Origin of the sequence: Dactylosporangium siamense, from assembly GCF_016862795.1 — a bacterium.
Classification (GTDB): Bacteria; Actinomycetota; Actinomycetes; order Mycobacteriales; family Micromonosporaceae; genus Dactylosporangium; species Dactylosporangium siamense.
Window position 1 is genome coordinate 50175 of the sequence record NZ_BONQ01000052.1, and the last position, 15462, is coordinate 65636.

Annotated in this window: 17 protein-coding genes; 9 read left to right on the forward strand and 8 right to left on the reverse strand. The window is 73.7% G+C overall.

The window, feature by feature from the left end:
• Positions 1 to 2: 2 nt before the first annotated feature.
• Positions 3 to 425: a MarR family winged helix-turn-helix transcriptional regulator gene (locus Dsi01nite_RS17410; RefSeq protein WP_203847213.1), complete on the reverse strand. Its 423-nt coding sequence runs from the start codon at positions 423 to 425 to the stop codon at positions 3 to 5.
• 56 nt (positions 426 to 481) lie between these two features.
• Here Dsi01nite_RS17410 and Dsi01nite_RS17415 point away from each other — a divergent pair, with 56 nt between their 5' ends.
• Positions 482 to 1318 carry a Rossmann-fold NAD(P)-binding domain-containing protein gene (locus Dsi01nite_RS17415; RefSeq protein WP_203847214.1) on the forward strand — a complete coding sequence of 279 codons (837 nt, stop codon included), beginning with the start codon at positions 482 to 484 and terminating at the stop codon, positions 1316 to 1318.
• A gap of 4 nt (positions 1319 to 1322) precedes the next feature.
• Here the strand turns inward: Dsi01nite_RS17415 and Dsi01nite_RS17420 are convergent, their stop codons facing one another.
• A complete protein-coding gene (locus Dsi01nite_RS17420) occupies positions 1323 to 2198 on the reverse strand; it encodes a fructosamine kinase family protein (protein ID WP_239135960.1) in 876 nt (291 codons plus the stop codon).
• Positions 2195 to 2764: a TetR/AcrR family transcriptional regulator gene (locus Dsi01nite_RS17425; protein WP_203847215.1), complete on the reverse strand. Its 570-nt coding sequence runs from the start codon at positions 2762 to 2764 to the stop codon at positions 2195 to 2197. The genes Dsi01nite_RS17420 and Dsi01nite_RS17425 overlap by 4 nt, the downstream gene beginning before the upstream one ends.
• A gap of 58 nt (positions 2765 to 2822) precedes the next feature.
• Between Dsi01nite_RS17425 and Dsi01nite_RS17430 the strand changes: the two genes are divergently transcribed.
• Positions 2823 to 3221, forward strand: a complete 399-nt coding sequence (locus Dsi01nite_RS17430; RefSeq protein WP_203847216.1) for a nuclear transport factor 2 family protein — start codon at positions 2823 to 2825, stop codon at positions 3219 to 3221.
• Between the two features lie 7 nt (positions 3222 to 3228).
• Here Dsi01nite_RS17430 and Dsi01nite_RS17435 read toward each other — a convergent pair whose 3' ends face one another.
• A complete protein-coding gene (locus Dsi01nite_RS17435) occupies positions 3229 to 4032 on the reverse strand; it encodes a hypothetical protein (protein ID WP_203847217.1) in 804 nt (267 codons plus the stop codon).
• Positions 4033 to 4068: 36 nt separating this feature from the next.
• Positions 4069 to 5013 (reverse strand): hypothetical protein, encoded by a 945-nt coding sequence (locus tag Dsi01nite_RS17440; RefSeq protein WP_203847218.1) that lies wholly within the window; start codon positions 5011 to 5013, stop codon positions 4069 to 4071.
• 51 nt (positions 5014 to 5064) lie between these two features.
• On the opposite strand from Dsi01nite_RS17440, the gene Dsi01nite_RS17445 reads away from it, so the two are divergent.
• From Dsi01nite_RS17445 to Dsi01nite_RS17455, 3 genes are all read left to right on the forward strand, one after another.
• Positions 5065 to 6132, forward strand: coding sequence for a hypothetical protein (locus tag Dsi01nite_RS17445; RefSeq protein WP_203847219.1), 1068 nt, complete (start codon positions 5065 to 5067; stop codon positions 6130 to 6132).
• 83 nt (positions 6133 to 6215) lie between these two features.
• Complete coding sequence (locus Dsi01nite_RS17450; RefSeq protein ID WP_203847220.1) at positions 6216 to 7382, forward strand: hypothetical protein; 1167 nt, start codon at positions 6216 to 6218, stop codon at positions 7380 to 7382.
• A gap of 46 nt (positions 7383 to 7428) precedes the next feature.
• Positions 7429 to 8454 carry a hypothetical protein gene (locus Dsi01nite_RS17455; RefSeq protein ID WP_203847221.1) on the forward strand — a complete coding sequence of 342 codons (1026 nt, stop codon included), beginning with the start codon at positions 7429 to 7431 and terminating at the stop codon, positions 8452 to 8454.
• On the opposite strand, the gene Dsi01nite_RS17460 is transcribed toward Dsi01nite_RS17455, so the two are convergent.
• Positions 8444 to 9244 carry an alpha/beta hydrolase gene (locus Dsi01nite_RS17460; protein ID WP_203847222.1) on the reverse strand — a complete coding sequence of 267 codons (801 nt, stop codon included), beginning with the start codon at positions 9242 to 9244 and terminating at the stop codon, positions 8444 to 8446. The two genes, Dsi01nite_RS17455 and Dsi01nite_RS17460, sit on opposite strands and share 11 nt — an antisense overlap.
• A gap of 67 nt (positions 9245 to 9311) precedes the next feature.
• Here Dsi01nite_RS17460 and Dsi01nite_RS17465 point away from each other — a divergent pair, with 67 nt between their 5' ends.
• Positions 9312 to 9566, forward strand: coding sequence for a hypothetical protein (locus Dsi01nite_RS17465; RefSeq protein WP_203847223.1), 255 nt, complete (start codon positions 9312 to 9314; stop codon positions 9564 to 9566).
• Positions 9567 to 9581: 15 nt separating this feature from the next.
• Here Dsi01nite_RS17465 and Dsi01nite_RS17470 read toward each other — a convergent pair whose 3' ends face one another.
• A complete protein-coding gene (locus Dsi01nite_RS17470; RefSeq protein ID WP_203847224.1) occupies positions 9582 to 10274 on the reverse strand; it encodes a hypothetical protein in 693 nt (230 codons plus the stop codon).
• A gap of 51 nt (positions 10275 to 10325) precedes the next feature.
• Positions 10326 to 11063, reverse strand: a complete 738-nt coding sequence (locus Dsi01nite_RS17475) for a class I SAM-dependent methyltransferase (protein WP_203847225.1) — start codon at positions 11061 to 11063, stop codon at positions 10326 to 10328.
• A gap of 59 nt (positions 11064 to 11122) precedes the next feature.
• Here Dsi01nite_RS17475 and Dsi01nite_RS17480 point away from each other — a divergent pair, with 59 nt between their 5' ends.
• The 3 genes from Dsi01nite_RS17480 to Dsi01nite_RS58895 all read left to right on the forward strand — a co-directional run bounded on the left by Dsi01nite_RS17480 (position 11123) and on the right by Dsi01nite_RS58895 (position 15451).
• Complete coding sequence (locus Dsi01nite_RS17480) at positions 11123 to 12565, forward strand: ankyrin repeat domain-containing protein (protein WP_203847226.1); 1443 nt, start codon at positions 11123 to 11125, stop codon at positions 12563 to 12565.
• On the forward strand, positions 12559 to 13764 hold the full coding sequence (locus Dsi01nite_RS17485; protein ID WP_203847227.1) for an MFS transporter: 1206 nt from the start codon (positions 12559 to 12561) through the stop codon (positions 13762 to 13764). The genes Dsi01nite_RS17480 and Dsi01nite_RS17485 overlap by 7 nt, the downstream gene beginning before the upstream one ends.
• 73 nt (positions 13765 to 13837) lie before the next feature.
• Positions 13838 to 15451: a M28 family metallopeptidase gene (locus Dsi01nite_RS58895; RefSeq protein WP_373318786.1), complete on the forward strand. Its 1614-nt coding sequence runs from the start codon at positions 13838 to 13840 to the stop codon at positions 15449 to 15451.
• The last annotated feature ends 11 nt before the right edge of the window (positions 15452 to 15462 follow it).

The following is a 15462-nucleotide window of genomic DNA, read 5'->3' on the forward strand; positions in this document are numbered from 1 at the left end:
GGTCAGGCCAGGGCCTTGCGGAGCAGGGTCGCCAGCTGGTCCTGCTCCTCGAGGGTGAGGTTGGCGATCGCGGCGCGGGCGAACGCGAACGATGTCTCGAAGTCGGCGTAGAGCGCGTCGCCGGTGCCGGTGCGCACGATCTGCCGGGACCGCCGGTCGCTGGGGTTGGTGTGCCGCCGCACGAGGTCGCGGCTTTCCAGCCGGGCGATGATCTGGGTGACGTTCGAGGCGTCGCAGCCGAGTTCGTCGGCCAGCTCCCGCATGCCGCGCGGGTCGGCGATCCGGCCGAGGACACACGCCTGCGCGACGCTCAGCCCGTGCTGCGCGGCGGCGGTCTCGTAGGCACGGTCATAGGCGTCGACGAAGTCGAACATGGCCCGCTCGGCGTCGGTCGACGCGCGCACCGGGCCCGACGGGACGGCCATGCGATCAGTCTACCAAAGAGCTTGATTGTCTCAAGTATCTGTGCCTAGCATAAAGCATGAGTCAATCAAGTATCTCGCCGCGACGGACGGTGCTGGTGACCGGCGCCCGGGGCAAGACCGGCCGGGAAGTGGTCGCCCAGCTGCGCCAACACCCCGAGATCACGGTCCGGGAAGGCTCGTCCCAGCCGGGCGCGGAGACCGCGTTCTCCTGGGACGACCCGGGCACCTGGCCCGCCGCCGTGAAGGACGTGGACGCGGTCTACCTCATGCGGCCGGACGTGCCGGAGGCACCCGAACACGTCGCCCGCCTGGTCGACCTCAACCCGGACGCCTCCGTCGTGCTGCTGTCCGAGCAGGGCGCGGACGGGCTGCCCGCCGGGCAGTGGGCCCGCCGGGTCGAGGACGCCGTCACCGGCCGCGCCGCCGGCTGGACCCTGCTCCGGCCGTCCTGGTTCCACCAGGTCCTGACCGACCCGCGCTTCTACCGCGACGACATCCGCGTCAACCGGGTGCTGCGGCTACCCTCCGGCGGCGCGCCCATCGCCTGGATCGACGCACGGGACATCGCCGCGGTCGCGGTGGCCGCGCTCGTCTCGCCGGCCGGGCACGACCGGCAGTCGTACACCATCACCGGGCCGGAAGCACTGCCCATCCAGGCCGTCGCCGATGCGCTCTCCACCCAGCTCGGTGTCGCCGTCCGTGCCGACGACCCACCGCCGGGGCAGGCCGTCGAGGGCTTCGACGCGTGGACCACGGACATCCTCATCGACCTGTACGAGCGGGTCCGGACCGGCGGCTTCGCCGAGCACACCCCGGTCGTGGAGCGCGTCACCGGGCGCCGCCCGACGTCGGTGAGCGAGTTCGTCGCCGCGAACCTCGACGAGTGGCGCTGACGGGTCAGCCGCGCGCCCGGAACGGGGCCAGGGTGGCCCGGATCTGGTCGGCCGCGCCCCAGTCGTGGTCGAACTGGGCCACCACGGCGAGGTGCTGCCGCAGCTGGATGATCGGCATGCGGGCCGGCCAGTCGCCGTCCAGGTCGGTCAGCTCGGCGTAGACCTCGAAGAACCGCCGCGCCTCGGGCGGCGGCGACGTCGTCCACACGTGGGCGAGGTCGACCTCGGCCCACGTGTAGGACACGGCCGGGTCGATCAGGGCGGGCCGGCCGTCCTCGGTGGACATGACGTTCTGCGCCCACAGGTCACCGTGCGTCAGGCAGGCCGGCCGCTCCGGCAGCAGTTCGGGCAGCCGGTGACACAGCCGCTCCAGCGCCACCCGGTCCCCGGCGTCCAGCGCCGCCTCGACCCGGGGCTGGTCGAGCCACCGCAGCAGCCGGTGCTGCGCGAAGAAGGCGAAGCCGTCGTCGTCCCAGGTGTTGACCTGCCGGCGGCGGCCCAGCCAGTTGTCGCGGTGCCAGCCGAAGCGAGGATGGGTCGTGCCCAGGTGCAGGCGGGCGAGCACGTGCGCGAACCGCTCCCAGAACGCCTCGCCGCCCGGCCGCGGCTGCAGCACCGGCAACACCAGCAGCTCCCGGTCCACCAGGATCACCTCGGGCGTCGCCACCCCGCCGAGCTCACGCAGGGCGGCCAGCCCTTCGGCCTCCGCGGCGAACACGTCGTCCGCCGGCGGCTCGTCGAACGCCTTGACGAACACCGGCGGCCCGTCCCGGCGGGTGGCGATGCCGGCGAGCGCGGCGAGCCCACCCGCCGCCGGCCGCACGTCGACGACGTCGTGCATCCCGGCCCGGACCAGGCAGTCCAGCAGGAAGCGGGTCACGTCGCCTCTCCGTCCGTGACCGCCAGTCCGGTGCGCAGCAGACCGACCAGGCGGCGCGCGTTGTCCACGTCGGTGGTGAGGGCCGCGCCGTTGGCGAGCGCCAGCAGGTCGGTGGCCGTGACGTCCGGCCGCAGCGCCGGCTGCGCGCGGCGCACCAGCGCGCCGGCGGTGGCCGTGATCGCGGCGTGCCACTCCTCGAACATCGGCGTCCGCCGGCCGTCCGGGACGTCGGTGGCCGCCAGCGCGAGCGGGCGCTTGGTCGCCACATGGGCGACGAACGCGTCGAGCCAGGCGAAGAGCGCGTCGATCGGGACCCGCGCGGCGAGGATCCGGCCGCCGTAGTCGCACAGCGCCGTCACCTCGTCGGTGTACAGCGCGGCGAGCAGCTCGGCGCGGGTCGGAAAGTGCCGGTAGAGGGTGGCGTTGCCGACGCCCGCGCGCCGGGCGACGTCGTCCAGGGCGACCTCGCTGCCGACCTCCGCCACGAGCGCACGCGCGGCGACGAGCAGGCGCTCCCTGTTGCGTTGGGCGTCGGACCGGGGCCGGCGCTTGCTATCCGGGGACATCCCCGAATATGGTACGGCAAGAAAACGGGGACAACCCCACTTCTGCGGAGGGGACGCGATGCTGACCACCGAGGACCGGTTCGCCATCGAGGACGCCATCAACCTGCACGGCCACCTGACCGACCGCGGCGACTTCGCCGGGCTGCCCGCGCTGTTCACCGAGGACGTCACCTACGACGTCACCGCCCTGGGCGGCGGCGTGCTCGCCGGGCTGGCCGGCGCCCGCGACGCCGCACTCGCGCTCGGCGACGCGAATCCGCTCGCCCACCACGTCACGAACATCGTGCTCGAGGAGGCGCCGGACGGGACGGTGCGGGCGCTGTCCAAGTATCTCGGCGTCATGACCGACGGATCCGTCGCCAGCGGGACCTACGAGGACACGGTCACGCTCGGCGACCACGGCTGGCGGATCACGCACCGCGTCATCCGGCCCCGCCGGGTGCCCCTGCAACCCTGACGCCGGCTCAGCCGCGGGCCTCGTACGACGCCTGCGCACCGAGCCCCACCAGCAGCTGGCAGAGCACCGAATATCCGGATCCGTCCAGGTAGTTGACGTACCTGCGGGACTTGCCGTTCGTCAGGCGCACGTCGACGCGCCCGGGCCGCAGCTCGACCCGCTCGATCTCGGCCCATGGTGTGGCCCCGGCGTCCTTGGGGCCGACGATCCCGGCCGGGGTCACCCGGACGTCACCGCGCCTGACGACGCGGCCGGCGCGCACCGCCTCGACCTGCCGGGCCACCACCCGGGCCACCGCCTGCTCGGTGATCAGGTCGGCGATCGGCCGGACCAGGGGAAAGTCCGCGGCGACCTCGGCCGGCACCAGCGCGGCGAAGAACCCGCCGCCCGGACCGTACGGATCCAGCGCGTTCTGATAGTCCGCCCGGATCGTCACGGTGCGGTCATCGCCGGCGGTCAGCAGGAACCCCTTATAGGACCAACTCGACTCCGATTCGCTGACGTCCGGCGTCCAGTGGTCCACCACGCCGGTGACCTCGTCCCAGCGCACCGGCCGGGGCGGCACGCCGGGGTCGACCTCCACCAGCCCGTCGGGGTAGGCGTACAGCCACCGGACGAACCGGCCCCGCCGGAGGCGCACCGGCGGGGTGATCTCGGTGCGGTGGTACAGGCCCAGCGGCTCCCCCATCCCGAGCTCCAGACCGACCTGGACGGCGTGCCGCCAGTTGGCGGCGCTGCGCTGCTTTGCCTGCCCCACCATGCGCTGGTACTGCTCGTCCAGCCGCTGCCGCGCCTCGGGCCGCATTCCCATACCCCCTGGGTAGCACCGCCGGGCAACCGGACCGGCTCAGCCGCTGGCCTCGTACGACGCCTGCACGCCGAGCGCCATCACCAGCCGGCAGAGTACCTCGTAACCGGATCCGTCCCGGTAGTTGTCGTGCTTGCGGGCCTTGCCGCTCGTCAGGCGCACCTTGACGCGCCCGGGCCGCAGCTCGACCCGCTCGACCGCGGCCCACGGCGTGACCGTGGCGTCCTTGGGGCCGGCGATCCCGTCGCGGGTCACCCGGACGCCACCGCGCCCGACGACGCCGCCGGCGCGCACCACCGCGACCTGCCGGGCCACCACCCGGGCCACCGCCTGCTCGGTGATCAGCTCGGCGATCGGGAGGACCCGGGGGAAGGCCGCGGCGACCTCGGCCGGCAGCAGCGCGACGATCAACCCGCCGCCCGGACCGTAGGGGTCCAGCGCGTTCTGATAGTTCGCCGGGATCGCCATGGTACGGCCATCGCCGACGGTCAGCAGGAACCCCTCATAGGTCCACGTCGAATCGGATCCGGCCGACGTCCAGTGGTCGACCACGTCGGCGACCTCGTCCCAGCGCACCGGACGCGGCTGCCCATCGGGGTCGACCTCGGCCAGGCCGCCGGGGTAGCCGTACAGCCACCGGGTGAACCTCCGGCGCCCCGTCAGCACGGCGCACACCAGGATGTAGGCGCCGGCGAGGACCGGCGAGACGCCGAGGACCGGAATCGCCGCGTCCGGCGCCCACAGCATGATCAGCACGACCCCGCTCACGAAGGCGGCGACGGGCGCCAGCAGGAGCAGCACCCGCCGGGCGCCCATCGGCGGGGTGATCTCGGTGTGGTACAGGCCCAGCGGCTCCCCCAGCCCGAGCGCCAGCCCGACCTGGACGGCGTGCCGCACGTTGGCGGCGCTGCGCTGCTGCGCCTGCTCCACCCTGCGCCGGTGCCGCTCCTCCAGCTGCTGCCGCGCCTCGGGCCGCATTCCCATGCCCACCTGGGTAGCACTGCCACGCAATCGGAGCGGTTCTAAGCTGTCGCCATGCCCGGCAGGCCGATGTCGCAGGACCAGTACCCGCATCGCGTCGCGCGCGTCCGGAGCCTGGTCGCCGGGGAGCAGGACGGTGCGCTCGTCGAGGAGCTCGTCGACCTGGCGGTGCACAACGAGGACGTGTGGCGCTACGACGGGGCGGCCGTGCGCATGGCGGTGGAGGTGCTGCCGCCGTCGCGCCGGCACGCCCTGATCCTGGCGGTCGCCGACCGGGCCGCGGCCGGGGCGCCCCCGGTCGAGGTCTCCTCGCTCCTGCGCTGGCTCGCGCGCGGCCTCGGACCGGCGGCGCTGTCCTGGCGCGCCGGCCGGTGCCTCATCGACACCACCGCCGCATCCGTGACCGGCCTGCCCGACGAACTGCGCGTGCTGGCCGAGGTAGCCGTGCGGGAGACCGGCGCGGTCCCGCCGGAGCTGCTGGCGGTGATCCGGCGGTCGGCAATGCGGTTCTCCGACTGGGCAACGGCGTTGCAACCGTGGCTCGACACCGCTGCTGACCCGCTCAACGTCGGCGAGGCCTGGGCCGGGACCGCCAACGCCGAGGTCGCCGATCGGCCCCTGCTCGTCCACGCGCTCGCCGCCAAGGGGGCCCACCCGGCCGCCGGCTGGGCCCGCCGGGCCGCGGCCGTCGCTGGCGAGCTCGGCGCCGCCAGGTGCCGGACGCTCATCCACCGCTGGTTCGACCTGGTGCCGCGGCCACGCACGCTGCGCCTGCGCGACGACGACCGGTACGACGCCAACGAGGTGCTCGACCCGCACAACGCGCTGGCGTTGCGCGGCCTGTTGTTCCTGCTGACCACCGTCCCGCCGGACCCGGAGGATCCGGCGGTCGTCGGCCGGCTCGCCCAGCACGCCGCCGAGAAGGGCCCGGGCCATGGGCCACGCAGCAAGGTCGTCGCGTACGCCGCGGTCCACACGCTGGAACGTCTCGGCACCGTGCCCGCGCTGCACGAGCTCCAGCGGCTGCGCAGCGGCACCAACCAACCGGGCTTCAGCGGCCGCCTCGACGTCGCGATCGCCCGTCGCCGCGCCGCGCTCAGAACCTCCGCGCTCATTGCCTGACCGAGGCCGGGACGGACAACGGGCCGGCGTCGAAGCGGGTGGCCGGGGCGATGCCGTATTGATCAACTCTCTATCCTGTCGGCGTGACCGACACTCCCCCGCCGAACGACCCCGCACCGGCCCCTGAACCCGCGCCGGTGCCGGTCCCAGCTCCGCCGTCGGAGGACGGGCAGGCGCCCGTTGCTGAGCCGGCGTCCGTTGCTGAGCCGCAGGTGGCAGTTGGTTCGGAGGGCGGGCGGCCTCGGCGGCGGCGCATGCTGCTCGTGGCCGCCGCGCTCGTGCTCGTGCTGCTCTCGGTCGGTGGTGTGGTCGCGTGGCGGGTGTTCGCCGCCGACCCACGCGACGCCGCCAAGGAGTACTTCGCCCGCCTGGCCGCCGGGGACGCGAACGGCGCGCTGAAGATCGTCGACGCCAGTTCGATCGCGGCGCAGCTGCCGACCTCCAACCCGCTGCTCTCCGCCGCCGCGCTGAGCGACCCGGCGGCGCGGCCCCGGGCGATGACGGTCACCCACGTCACCGAGGCCGGGGACACGGCCATGCTGGCGGTGCGGTACCAGGCGAACGACGCCACGGTCACGCAGGCGCTGACGGCGCGGCGGCAGGGACGCAGGTTCGTGCTGGTGTCCCCGTTCGTCCGGCTCTCGTTCGCGGGCGCCGCGGCCACGGACAAGGCACGGATCACGGTCAACGGGGTCGCGGTCGACCCGGCCGGGAGCGGGTCGGCGTTTCCGGGCGCGTACACGGTCACCGCGGACGGCAACGCCCTGCTCGCCGGCCGCTCCACCGCGGCCGTGCCGTCCCCGGACGCCACCGCCACGGTCACGCTGCCGCCGCCGAGCCTGTCCGCGGACGGCCAGGCCAAGGCCGACGCGGCCGTCACCGCCGCGCTGCAACAGTGCGCCGCCAAGTACTTCCAGCCGGGGTCGGGCTGCCCCGCCGTCACACTCTTCAACCCGCCGGCGCGGGTCGTCCCCGGCTCACCGCCGCCCGGCCAGCTGATCAGCGGCAGCTGGACCGTGACGACCGCCAAGACCGACATCACCGTAACGATCACCAAGGTCCCGGTCTGCACGTTCACGCCCGACGCCGGCGCCGTGACGTTCTCGGCCGCCGACGGCGTCGTCCACTGGGACGTCAAGCTTGCCGTGGACGGCAAGGTGCTGACCGGCCAGTCCGGCGACACGCAGTTCACGGCCAAGGGCCGGGTCGCCCTGGACGCCGACGGCACGCTCCACGTCACGTTCGCCTGAACCGCCGGGGTTGCGCGGCGCCGGCCGGATGCGCCATCGTGCGGTGGTGGACGCCCGGCTGACGTGGCGGCTCCTCCTGGTGCCGAGGCTGCTGCTCGCCGCCGGCGTCATCGTGTGGGCGTTGCTGAACGTGCTCACGGCACGGCGGCCGGCCCAGCCGCCCCGCCGGCCGCCGACGGCCGGGGACCCGGTCGGGGACGCCCTCGCCGGCGCCCGGCCCGTGCCGCGGTACACCGACGAACCGTTGAAGGTGACCGACCTGCGCTGGATCGTCGGCGTCGAAAACCTCGAGGTCGCGGACGAGGACGGGTTCAACACGGTCGTCGGTCTCGACGACGCGGTGTCGACGTACGTCGACGTGGCCGCCGACGGGCTCGAGGACGCCCTGGCCGACCAGCCCGGCATCGACGCGGTGGAGCACACCGACCGGGAGGTCGTGCTGGTGCGCAGCACGCTGTCGCTGCCGGACGTCCACGCGGCCGCCGTCCGGGCCCTGCTCGCCATCAACCGGGATCCCCGCCCGATGCCACGGCGCCGGCCGTTGGATCCGGCCGTGGTCGGTGCGGTGGCCGACGACGTGGCGGCCGTCATGAGCGGGCACGGCTTCGCCGGCCGGCTCCCCGGCCCCGCGTTCTACCGGCTGCTGCCCGACGAGCACCTGGTCCAGATCGTGGGGCTCCGCGACGGCTTCGGCCACCACAACGACGACGGCACGATCACCGACGCCCGGGTCAGGCTCGCCGTCGACGTCCTCGAACTCGACGCGGCCGACGTCACCGCCGGCCCGCGCGTGCTGTCCACGTCGTGCGACTGGGCGCCGGCCACCGTCAGCGGCATCGAACACGTCCTCGTGACCAGGGCGGTGCCGTGGTGCGCGGCCACCGCGTCACGGGCCGCGATCGTCGACCGGTGGGTGCGTGGCCTGCCGTGGCACGTGCCGGACCGGCCAAGGTGGGAAGCCGCCGACATCGCGGCGCAATGGGGCTTCCGCAAGCACGCCCGGGACCTGCTGGGGCGCAGCCGGTCACCGCAGTCGGCCGCCGTGGCCGCGAAGCACGGCTTCAGCCGGTGAGGACGTCGTCGAGGAAGTCGATGCCCGCCTCGGTGAAGGTGCCGACCTCGACCGACGCGCCGGCGAAGACGTGACCGGCGCCCTCCACGGGCAGCACGTCGCAGCGCACCCCCTGGGCCCGCAGGGCCTCGGCGAAGCCGACCGCCTCCGCGAACGGGACGATGTCGTCCTCGGTGCCGTGCACCAGCAGAAACGGCGGCGCGTCCGGGTGGACGTTGTGCAGCGGGCTGGCCAGCCGCGCGAACGCCGTGCGCTCCCCGATCGGGCCGCCGAGCAGGAGCGCCGGGAAGGCGAACGGGTCGTCCTGCTCGCGCAGGGTGGAGAGGTCGACCGGCCCGTACCAGATGACGGCGGCCTGGATCGCGGTGTCGCCGGTGCCCGTGAGCGCCGCGATCGCCGCGATCTGGCCGCCGGCCGACTCTCCCAGCACGGCGAAGCGGTCCGGGTCGAGCCGCAGCGTCGCGGCGTGGTGCCGCAGCCAGCGCACGGCCGCGTCGACGTCGGCCTGCTGCGCGGGGTAGACGGCCTCCAGCGCCAGCCGGTAGTCGACGTCGGCGACGGCGTACCCCCTGGACACCATGCGCTCATGGAACCTCTGGTCGACCGTCCACACGCGACTCCCTGTCGTCCAGGCACCGCCGTGGATCCAGAGCACGACCGGGAACGGGCCGTCTCCCGGCGGCACGTGCAGGTCGAGCTGGAGCGGGCGGTGCCCGAACGGGGCCGAGACGACGCAACCGGCGTGGGTGAGCGTCTTGCGTGGTTCGGGCACGGGATGGAACTCGGTCATGAACTCAACTTCCTGGTCGGATCGGCGTCAGCGGTGCGCGCCGATGGTGTGCCTGTACGGTGTGGCCATGCCACCGCCGAACGAGGTCGTCGTGTTCTTCCTCGCGGTGTTTCTGGCGGCGGGCGTGTTCAACCTGGTTGAGGCGCGCCGCTGGTTCGCGCGCCGGCGGCAGGGCATCCCGCCGCCGCGGCAGACGTTCTGGAACGCCAGCCACAGCGTGCCCCGCCATCCGGTGGACGGTTACCTGTACGGCGCCCTGTTCCTGGCGCTCGCCGCGGCGTGCGTGGTTGTCCTGGTCGGCCGGCGCCTGCATCGGTGGTGATCGAGCCGCGGTGGCTCAGAGCAGGAACGAACGCCGCGTCTCCGCGCCCACGTTGATGGTGCCGAGCAGCGTGCCGGCCTGATCATAGACGTTGGTGGTCCGGTTGCTGCGCATCACCTCGCGGATGCCCGGCGGCAGGGCCGGCGGGTCGTCCTCGGTCAGGCGCATCCGGGTCGCGGCGGCGATCAGGCGGGAGACGAGCCGGGCCGCGTCGGCGGTGACCGGGACCCGGCCGAACTCCCAGCCGGACACGGTCAGGTCCAGCAGTTCCAGCGTGTGCAGCAACAGCAGGTTCGGGTCGGTCAGCACCATGGCCCGCTTGACGTCGACCTCGACGGCGGTCAGTGCCGCCTCCAGGTGGACGTGGGGATGGAACCCCGTGGGCAGTTCCGCGAGCCGGTCCCGCAGGCCCGGCCCGAGCTGCCGGAACAGCGCGCGGTAGTTGTGCCGGTCGACGCCGCGGCCGAGGGCGGAGGCCTGGGCCTGGATGTCGGCGTGCGCCCGGTCGGCGGTCTCGTGCACGATCCGGTTCGCGACGGCCAGGCCGTCGTCGTCGGTGAGCAGCTGGACCAGCGAGCCGACCTGCTCCTGGAACCCGACCGGGACGTGCCCGCCGTACCGGTGCCGGATGTCGGCGATCAGGGCCTCCTGCCGCGCCGGGTCGAGCCGCAGCGCGCGGTCGGCCTGCCTGCGCCGGAACCATCGCATGTCCGCTCCTCACCTCGGCGCCGACCGACCATGCTACTGCGGCCGCCGGTGTCAGCCGGAAACGAGGATCCGGTACCCGGCGTCGTAGTCCGGACATTCGAGCAGGTCACGGTGGCGGTCGTGCCAGCGGCGGGACTGCAGGTCCGCGGCGAGCCGCTCCAGTCCCGGCCGCAGCACCTCCTCGTCGAGCTGGGCCAGCATCGAGATGCTCGACCGGACCACCGGGTCGAGGTAGGCCTCGGGCCGGCGCCAGTACGCCGCGCCGAAGCCGTCGGTGCAGTCGTGGGGCACCGGCACCGGCTGGACCGTGGCCCCGCCGAGCAGCCCGGTGAGCCGGTCCACCGGCACGGCCCTGGCCTCGTCGAACGCGGTGACCTCCGGCAGGTACTCGCTGACCAGCCAGAACGAGCGGATGACCCGCGGATCCCAGGTGAGGATGACGACCCGCCGGCGGGCGACCCGGCGCAGCTCGGCGATGCCGGCCTCGACGTCGGTCCAGTGGTGCACGGTGAGCACGGCCATGACCGCGTCGGCCGCGCCGTCGGCGAGCGGGAGCGCCTCCGCGCACGCCTGCACGACCGGTGCCGCTCCGGGCGGACGCTGTCCGATCATGACCGAGCTGGGTTCGACGGCGACGACCGTCTGCGGGGGTTCGTAGGCGCCGGCCCCGGCACCCACGTTGACCACGGACCGGGCGTCGCCGAGCGCGGCGGTGAGGTGCGCCGCGATCCGCCGGTCCGGCCGGCGGGTGGACGTGTACACCGTGCCGATCGCGTCATAGATGGTCACGGTCTCAGTGTCCCAGGACGGGGCGTCGCCGAGCGGCGCGGCGACCTAGGATTCTCGCGATGGGGGCTGACACGTCATTGCTGGACGGCTGGCGCCAGGTGCGGCGCTTCGCCGTGCCGCGGTGGATGATCGAGCAGGCCACGGCGCTGCGGTCGGCCGGGGACTGGCGGGGGGCGTGCGCCGCCGCGGACATCGAGGTGGACATCGACCTGGCCGGCATCGGCCGGGACCACGGCACCGCCGTCGCCGAGGCGGTCGAGGACGACCTGCGGCACCTCGCGCCGGACCTGCTGCGCTGGCACCTGGACCGGGACCTGTGGCCGCGGGTCAGCCTGCGCCGCGAGCCGACCCTGCTGAGCGTCCACCCCGGCGGGCAGCTGCTGGTCGTGCCGCGCTACCGGGACACCTCCAGGCCACGGCTGGTGCTGCGGTTCGCCGGGCCGGCCGACCCGCGCCGGGGACTGCACACCAACCGGGAGCAGTGGGACGTCCGGTGCACCGGCGATCTCCTGGCCCGGCAGCAGCCGTGCCCCGACGCGGCCGAGATCCTCGCGCTGCAGGACGCCGGGCAATGGCGCGAAGCGTTGCGCCTCGCCGGGTTCGACATCGACGCGCTCGCCGACCTGTCGCCGATGCTGGAGAAACGGCTCAGCCCCACCCGCCTCGATCTCACCACGCTGGCCGCGGCGGCCCGCGAGTTCGGGCGGCCGGAAGCGACGATCGACCTCGAGGGCGAATGCCTGTGGATCGACGGCTTCCGGCACCGGATCCACCTCGGCTACGACGATCGGCGCGACCTCCCGCCGGTGCTGCCGATGGCCCGGATGGAACGGTCGATCGACGCCGACCTCGTCCGGCTCGGCCTGCTGTCCCTCGACGAGCTGCACCCGCTGGTCGCCGCGGCGATGGTCCCGGGGCACAAGGGCGCCGCGGGTCCCGCGCCCAGGGTCGACATGTCGCCGTTCACCGTGCCGTGCGGCAGCGAACGGCACCGCATCGGACCCGACGGCATCCCGCACCCGCCGGAGGAGATCCGGCGGGAGCAGAGCCTGCACGCGCTCGGCGGGCCCACGCCCACCGGCTGTTTCGCCGCACATATCGGCTGGCGCGACCCGTCGGTGCCCGTGCCGAAGGTGCTCCGCCGGCGCCGTTCGGTGCTGGTGGACCAGGCCCGCAACGGCGACGGCCCGGCACTGACCGCGTGGCTCGACGCCGGCCTCGACCCGCACCTGCGCACCGGCGAGTCCTGGACCCTGCTGCACCTGATCGCCTGGCTGCCCGACCCGGCGGCGTTGGTGACGCGCCTGGTCGCCGCCGGGCTCGACCTGGAGGCCCAGGCTCGGGGCGGGAACACGCCCCTTCGCCACGCGATCGGCCAGGGCGGCTCGGTCGCCGCGATCCGGGCCCTGGCCGCCGCCGGCGCGGTCACGACCGGCTGGGCGGACGCCGCCGAGCGCGCCAACCGGCTCGCGGAGCTGCAGTTCCTGGCCACGCCGTGCTAGCGGCCCTGCGGATCCGCGACTTCAGGCTGCTGTGGACGGGCCGGTTCGTCAGCCAGCTCGGCACCTGGCTGCTCACCGTCGCGGTCCCGGCACACGTCCTGCACCTCACCGGCTCGCTCATGGCGACCGGTCTCACCCTCGCCGCGGAGTACCTGCCGGCGCTGCTGCTCGGCCCGCTCGCCGGGGTGCTCACCGACCGCTGGGACCGCCGCCGGGTCATGCTCACCACCGACGTGTTCCGGGCCGTCGTGGTCGCCGCGATGCTGCTCGTCGACTCCCCCGGCACCGTGTGGATCCTCTACGCCGCCCTCGCGGCCGAGAGCGCGGGATCGATCCTGTTCCGTCCGGCCGCGCAGGCGTACACCCCGGCAATCGTCGGCACCGGCAACCTGCTCAGCAGCGCCAACGCGCTCACCGCCGTGACCGACGGCACGGTGCGGCTCGTCGGCGCCCCGCTCGGCGCGGTGCTGCTGCTCGCGTTCGGGTTCCCGGTGCTGATCTGGGTCGACGTCGCCAGCTACCTCGTGTCGGCGCTCGCCATCTTCCTCACCACCCGCCGGCCCGCACCGACCCGGACCGCCGCCGCGGACCTGCGGGCCGACCTGCGGCACGGCCTGCGGACCGTCGCCGGCCACCGGATGACGTTGTGGCTGCTGGTCATCGGCGTCGTGTTCACCCTGGCCAACGGCGCGCTCAGCGCCCTGCTCATCCCGCTCGGCGTCACCGAGCTCGGCGGGCCACGCCAGACGGGGCTGGTCGTGTCCGCGCTCGGGGTCGGGTTCCTGCTCGGCGCGCCGCTCATCCGGGTGCTCGTCGACAAGGTCCAACCGCGGCGGCTGTACTCGGCCACCCTGCTCGGCACGGCGGTCGGCTTCCTGCTGCTGTTCACCGCGCACACCCTGACCGTGGCCCTGCCGGCGGCCGTGGCCATCGGCATGTTCGGCTCGATGACCTGGGCGGTGCCGCAGACCACCCTGCAACGCACGCTGCCAAACGACGTCCTCGGCCGGGTCAGCGCCGTCTTCCTCAGCGGCGAGGCGCTCGGCACCCTGCTCGGCGCCGTCACCGGACCGATCGTCGCCCAGGCCGCCGGGCTGGTCACCCTGGCGGTCGCCGCCTGCGCGCTGACGGCCGCGTGCGCGCTGCTGGGCGCGGCGCTGCTGCCGACCGTCGAGCTGCCGGCACCAATTGCCCATTGAACGTCTTCCATCGATCTTCGGTGTCTGCCTACAGTCGTGCCCTGTACCTCGACGACGGAGGGGAGAACACATCGTGGTGTCTCGCTCGGTTCGAAGACTCCTGGGCGCGGCGACGGTCGCGATCCTGGTGGGATCGATCGGGTTGGTGGATCCGGCCTACGCCGGCTCCACCGGTTCGGGCATCAGCACACCGAAGCAACTGACCAAGGCCGTGACGCTGCCCGGCGTCCTGCGGCACCTGCTGGCCTTGCAGCTGATCGGGGATCTCAACGGCGGCAACCGGGCGTCCGGCACCGCCGGGCACCGGCGCAGCGCCGACTACGTTGCGACCCTGCTCCAGCACGCCGGGTATCAGGTCACCCGGCAACCGTTCCAGTTCAACTTCTGTGACGAGACGAGCTCGTCGTTCGCGCAGACCGCGCCGGCGCCGGCGATCTACGTCGAAGGCACCGACTACGACCTGATGACCTGTTCGGGCTCCGGGGACGTCACGGCCGCGGTCGTGCCGGTCGACCTCAACCTGGTCGCGCCGCGGGTCGCGGTCACGTCCGGGTGCGAGGCGGCCGACTTCACCGCCGCCGTGGTCGGCCAGATCGCGCTGATGCAGCGGGGCGGCTGCCCGTTCGGGACGAAGGTGGCCAACGCCGAGGCGGCGGGTGCCGCGGGTGCGATCGTCATGAACCAGGGCAACGGCGACCCGGTCACCGCGCCCGACCGGTACTCGCTGCTGCTCGGTACCCTCGGCGCACCGGTCGGCATCCCGGCCGTCGGGGTGTCCTACGGCAGCGGTGAGGCGTTCGCCGCCACGCCCGGCCTGACCGTTCACCTGGCGGCGTCGACGACCGCCGAGGTCCGCGACACCGAGAACGTCATCGCGGAGACGAAGACCGGGCGGGCCGACAACGTCGTGATGGCCGGGTCGCACCTCGACTCCGTGCCCGAAGGCAACGGCATCAACGACAACGGCAGCGGCAGCGCCGCCCTGCTCGAGATCGCGCTGCAGATGGCCCGCACCAAGCCGGTCAACAAGGTCCGCTTCGCCTGGTGGGGCGCCGAGGAGGCCAGCCTCGTCGGTTCCACGTTCTACGTCAACAACCTCACCCCGGCGCAGCGGGCCGAGATCAGGCTGTACCTCAACTTCGACATGGTGGCGTCGCCCAACTACATGTTCGGGGTCTACGACGGTGACGACTCCGCGGCGGAGGGCTCCGGCCCCGGCCCGGCCGGCTCGGCGCAGATCGAGGACCTGTTCGAGGCGTTCTTCGCCTCCCGCGGGCAGTCCACGAACGCCGCCGACTTCAGCGGCCGGTCCGACTACGGCCCGTTCATCGCGGCCGGCGTCGGCATCCCGGCCGGTGGCCTGTTCACCGGCGCCGAGGGGATCAAGACCGCGGCCGACGTCGCCAAGTACGGCGGTGTCGCGGGCGCCGCGTACGACCCGTGCTACCACGACCCGTGCGACGACCTGTTCCGCGTCACCCAGAAGGGCGGCGACGCGGCGCTCTACGGCCAGCTGCGTAGCCAGTACACCCTGTTCGGCAACATCAACACGTTCGCCCTGGACACGAACGCCGACGCGATCGCGACCGCTGTGATCACGTACGCGTTCGACACGTCCACGATTCCGCCGCGTACCACCACCGCCACCGCCAGGTCGGCCGTGACGGCCGGTCCCCCGCTGCAATGACACCTCGTCGG